The organism is Rhodococcus sp. CX, assembly GCF_015865005.1.
In the GTDB taxonomy this organism is placed as follows: domain Bacteria; phylum Actinomycetota; class Actinomycetes; order Mycobacteriales; family Mycobacteriaceae; genus Rhodococcus.
On the sequence record NZ_JADZGH010000161.1, the window covers coordinates 18,507 to 23,200 of the forward strand.

A 4,694-nucleotide genomic window follows, 5' to 3' on the forward strand; every position below is an offset into this window, starting at 1 on the left:
AGGGAGACGGTGCCTCCGCCACCGCCCTCATGTCCGAGGCGATACGCCTGTACCAGATGTTCGAGCATCCGGGCATGGTCGCGGTCTGTATCGACGGGCTCGCATGGTCGGCTGCCGCGAGCCAACCTGACCGCGCCGCCATGCTCCTGGGCGCCGCACGATCGATCTGGCAGTACAGCCAGCTGAGACTGCCCCAGGCCGCCGTGCAGCAGGTCACGAGCATTGTCGAACGGGAACTCCGTCAGGAACTCGGGAAACCCGCCTTCGAGCAGATGTATGCCAAGGGTGAAGCACTCTCCTTCGACGAATCGGTGGCACTTGCCCTCGGATCCGAGACGGATCGGAAACCGAAGAGCAAGGGATCTGCGACTCGCGACGGCCTGACCCGCCGTGAGCAGCAGATCGCCGCTCTGGTCGCCGACGGACTCACGAACAGAGAGATCGCCACCAAGCTGGTGATCTCCCAGCGGACCGTCGACGCCCACGTCGAGCACATCCTCGCCAAGCTGGTTTCCGCTCACGAACCCAGATCGTGCGATGGTTGGATACCCCCGAGCAACCCGACTGACCCTCCGCTCAGCTCGTCGCGGTGATGTACGCGAGCGCTTCGATGCCGGCCGAGGTGATCATGACGCCGTTGTCGCTTCGCGAGTGCGCCCCGCATGCGACGAGGCCCAACTTCTCCAATCGCCCGAGCGCTTGGTGGACAGATCCTTATGCCAGTACCGGTGGTATTACGAAGTCTACGAACCAGGCGGTCGTGCTGCCGGGGTACATCTCAGGCAGGGTTACGAGGCTGAAGTTGGCCGACATGAACCAGCGAATGATTCGGTCGTCGTCCAAGTCGGCCCTCAGGTCGCCGCGCTCTCTCGCCTGCGTGAGGATGGGTTCCCAGTAATGATGCTGGGTTGCGAACAGATCTTCATCGTTCGAAATCAGGAACCTGGTCACCTGCTCTCTGTCCGTGCGCAGTGTCACCGACAGGAACTCGGTCCCTCTGATCAGCTCTGCGCCCGAGACCAGCGACGCGAGCATGATGTCAGCAGATTCGCGGTCCAGGGAGATGGTCGCTCGGCGTTGCGCGTTCACGGCGCGGACCTCCCGGAGAATGACCTCCTTGACCAGATCCTGCTTCGTTCCGAAATACCTGTACACATTTGGCCGCGCCATGCCTGCACGTTTGGCGATGGTGTCCATGCGCGTCGGCCCGATACCTGAACCGAGAAACTCCGTACGTGCGGCATCGACGATGCGCCCTCGGGCGGTCACTCCAGCCATTCTACTCCAATCGGCGAATATCGAGCACTAGACATTTAGCCCATGCTGTGTCTACGCTCACATTACAAAATTCGATTTTGTCATAGGAGGCACGGATGGACACACGCTGGAAACTGGGCGACTTCGGAACACGGCCGGCGGTAGGAGCGTTCGAGACCGATCCTGACGAGATGGACCTGCTGGCCGAGAAGCATGGGCTCGGCGTCCAGAAGTCGTGGTTGTACGGCTTCTTCCGTGATGAGGACGGACTGACCTACTGCCTGGAGCGCAACTTCGTCGGCTCACTTACCTCTGGACTGTTCGTGATGACCCAGAACGGCAGCGCTGAAAACGAATTGGACGTCCACCCGGATTCGGGTCGCAGCGCGCGTGGCGAACTGCGTCGCGTGCTGGAGGGTAAGACGCGACGGTGGCACGATCCCGTTTTTCAGAAGCTCCCGAAAGGATGCTTCCCCGAAGGTGAACAGCCGATGGATCTCGAGTTCAGCCAGAACCGGCTGACCTACAGCGAGGGTGACATCGTCGAGATGGAAGGGGAGTCGGCCGGCTTGGGTATGCAGTTCTTCATCCCGTCTCTCGACCGGCCCCTGCTGTACACGAGCACCTGTTTCTGGATGACGGGTCTTTTCCAGGGCAGGCGAGTTTCCGGTCCGATCTGGTTCGACAATTCCTTCTGGAAGCACGGCGTCGAGTGGAAGGAATATGGGTACTTCTTGGATGACCAGATCATGTGGAACGTGTTCTGCAACAAGTTCGACGACGGTTCCTACGAGTGGGGACACTTGGTCTCCGGCCGTAACGGTTTCTCCCCGGGCGTCGTGATCCAGAGCACCGGCGACGTGCAGCTCACGTCGGACACCGATGCGTGGTTCGATCTCGACGAGGATCGGTGGCCTATCGAGGCGACATTCGAAGTGGGCGATGCCACCTACCGCACAGACGCGCCCAAAACTGGTCGGATGACTCAGTTTTCGGAGTCGCGCTGGGCCGGTTACCGGGCGCAACTGGGCCGCACCCGCCGCGATGGTGACGAGCGCACACTGATCGACGGCCTCACCTGGAACGAGGGCTTCCCCGTCGAGCGTGTCGGACCCGACGGCAAGCCCAACTGAGCCAAACCAGCTCGAGCGGGGCCCCCGGATTTATCGCCGAGGTTCCGGGGGCACTGTTCCACCCTGCATCGCACGTCAGAAGTTCACGAATTCGCAGTTCAGCCGCCGAAATGTTGTGGACTCGACGAACTCGATTCCATCGGGTTCGTCTCGCCGATGCTCACAATCTCTAGCGTTCGACCACTACACCAGGAGTGAGATGTCATCCCTCGAAACAGGCGGTTCCGGTCACGGATCGGCACATCAGCCGCACGTGCTTACGCCCCCGACACCGACACTGTTCGATCCCGTGCACGTCACCTCAGAACCGGACCGATTCTGGACACTCGCCAATACGGGTGAGGTCACGCCCGGTATCCTCGCAGCCCTGGACTGGAGCATTTGGGACAATTTCGAACTCGCTACCCGCCGCGCCTGGTGCGACCTCGGAATCATGAGTTCGAAAGATGTCTACCTTCCCGACGATCCGAATCTTCGGCAGACCTCACCCTTTTACGGCAGACACGCGCTCAACGTGGATTACGTTCGCACGTTCATGGGGTCGGTTCCCGGAGCGTCACCGAACGACTTCGAGCGAGACATCTGCGGAACGGTACGAAGCGGGATGCCCGACGAGAAGGGTAGCAATCGACGCGTGCCGGCGATGCTTGCCAAGCTGCCCAGAGCTTACCGTCGGACCACTCGCGAACTCCAACAGCTCCACGACGACACACTCGCCTGGTGGCAAACCGACGTACTGCACGGCGATGGTTCCGGCGATCCCCTCTCCGACCTCCGCGCCGCCGGGCAACGCTTTTACGAGACGATGAGCGTCCATATCCGTGTACGGACCTTTCTGCAGGGCGTGCAGGGCGCGCTGGTCGGTGTCGCCGAGAAGTCCGGGCGGCCAGAGCTTGCGCTCACCTTGTTCGCCGGTTTCGGTGACGTCTCCGAATCTGCTTTGGCCGAGGACATCTGGTCTCTCGGGTCGGGTCGTATCGACCTCGACACCTTCATCGCGCGGCACGGGTTCTACGGGCCGAACGAAGGAATGGTCTGGACGTCGTCTTGGCGAGAAGACCCGGCTCCGCTTCACTCGCTGGTGCGCTCTGTCACCGCGCGCACAGACAACGGTGCCGCTCGAAGCCAAGCCGCGATGGACGCCCGGAAAGCGGCAGAGGCCGAGCTGGTGGCCGGCATGTCAGGACCTCAACGCAGGCTCACGCGTTTCTTGTTCAAACAAGCCGCTGCTCAGGTCCGAAATCTCGAGCTCGGCAAGGCCTCCTATCACATTGCGTTGGACGGTTGCCGCGCCGCGGCGCGGCGCGTCGGCAAGCAGTTCGAGCAGACCGGGGTGCTCTCCGACTCCGAGGATGTCTTCTTCCTGACCATCGAGGAACTCGCCGATCCGCCCGAGAACGTGCGGGAACTAGTTTCGTTTCGTCGGCAACGACGGAGGGAATATGAGGCAGTCGAGATCCCCATGACCTTCTACGGCGTACCCGATCCGATCCAAGCCACGTTGGATACAGCGACCATCCGTGAGCTGACAGGCATCGCAGCGAGTAACGGCATCGCCGAGGGCAGGGCCCGACTGGTGTCGACGGAGGACGATGACCTGTTCGAAGATGGCGACATCCTGGTTTGTTACAGCACCAATCCGAGTTGGACACCGCTCTTCACTCTCGTGGACGCCGTAGTCATCGACATCGGGAGCACCGCAAGCCACGGCGCGATCGTTGCCCGAGAACTAGGTATTCCTTGTGTCATCAACACCGGCAACGGCTCTCGAGTGATTCAGGACGGCGATCGGATTCGCGTCGACGGTACGAACGGAACTGTCACCATCCTCGGTCGTCCGTAGAATCACGTATTCTCCACCGCAACCGACCTCCTCGACTGCGGTGGGAATCCAGTCGACAACGACGCGTGCGAAGGCATTTCACCGCTGTGTCATGCCTTACGTACTATCGACCTCGCCGCCGCGGTCCTGCTTCCTGGAAGGAGTCTATTCGTTTCGTGCGAACCCTGCAGCGGTGCACCGCCCACGGTTACCGCGACGACATCGCACGACGCTGCTTCGAGCACGCCGCCACCGCGGGGGATCTGAACCTGCTGTTGTACGACGTGACCACCTTGTACTTCGAAGCGGAGAAGGAAGACGACCTGCGCAAGGTCGGGTACTTCAAGGAGCGCCGGGTCGACCCACAGATTGTGGTCGGGCTGCTCGTCGATCGCACCGGATTCCCCTTGGAAATCGGATGTTTCGAAGGAAACCACGCCGAGACCCGCACCATCGTGCCGATCGTGCGGCAGTTCCAGGCC

4 protein-coding genes and 1 pseudogene are annotated in these 4,694 nt (G+C 61.4%); 4 read left to right on the forward strand and 1 reads right to left on the reverse strand.

Translation table 11 applies throughout. The annotated features are described in order from the left end of the window. On the forward strand, positions 1–593 hold a 593-nt coding region (locus I0Q12_RS16855; protein ID WP_231610840.1), incomplete at its 5' end, for a helix-turn-helix transcriptional regulator. A gap of 121 nt (positions 594–714) precedes the next feature. Here the strand turns inward: I0Q12_RS16855 and I0Q12_RS16860 are convergent. After that, positions 715–1,269 (reverse strand): TetR/AcrR family transcriptional regulator, encoded by a 555-nt coding sequence (locus tag I0Q12_RS16860; protein WP_197252991.1) that lies wholly within the window; start codon positions 1,267–1,269, stop codon positions 715–717. 104 nt (positions 1,270–1,373) lie between these two features. On the opposite strand from I0Q12_RS16860, the gene I0Q12_RS16865 reads away from it, so the two are divergent. From I0Q12_RS16865 to I0Q12_RS16875, 3 genes and pseudogenes are all read left to right on the forward strand, one after another. Then, complete coding sequence (locus I0Q12_RS16865; protein ID WP_197252992.1) at positions 1,374–2,390, forward strand: hypothetical protein; 1,017 nt, start codon at positions 1,374–1,376, stop codon at positions 2,388–2,390. Between the two features lie 199 nt (positions 2,391–2,589). Further along, positions 2,590–4,233 (forward strand): PEP-utilizing enzyme, encoded by a 1,644-nt coding sequence (locus tag I0Q12_RS16870; protein WP_197252993.1) that lies wholly within the window; start codon positions 2,590–2,592, stop codon positions 4,231–4,233. Positions 4,234–4,364: 131 nt separating this feature from the next. Then, positions 4,365–4,694: pseudogene (locus I0Q12_RS16875) on the forward strand (IS1634 family transposase); the annotation flags it as partial.

Excerpts from the sequence above, each read along its gene's own strand:
- I0Q12_RS16870 (WP_197252993.1), top strand. The coding sequence starts at position 2,590 with ATGTCATCCCTCGAAACAGGCGGTTCCGGTCACGGATCGGCACATCAG.
- I0Q12_RS16865 (WP_197252992.1), top strand. The coding sequence starts at position 1,374 with ATGGACACACGCTGGAAACTGGGCGACTTCGGAACACGGCCGGCGGTA.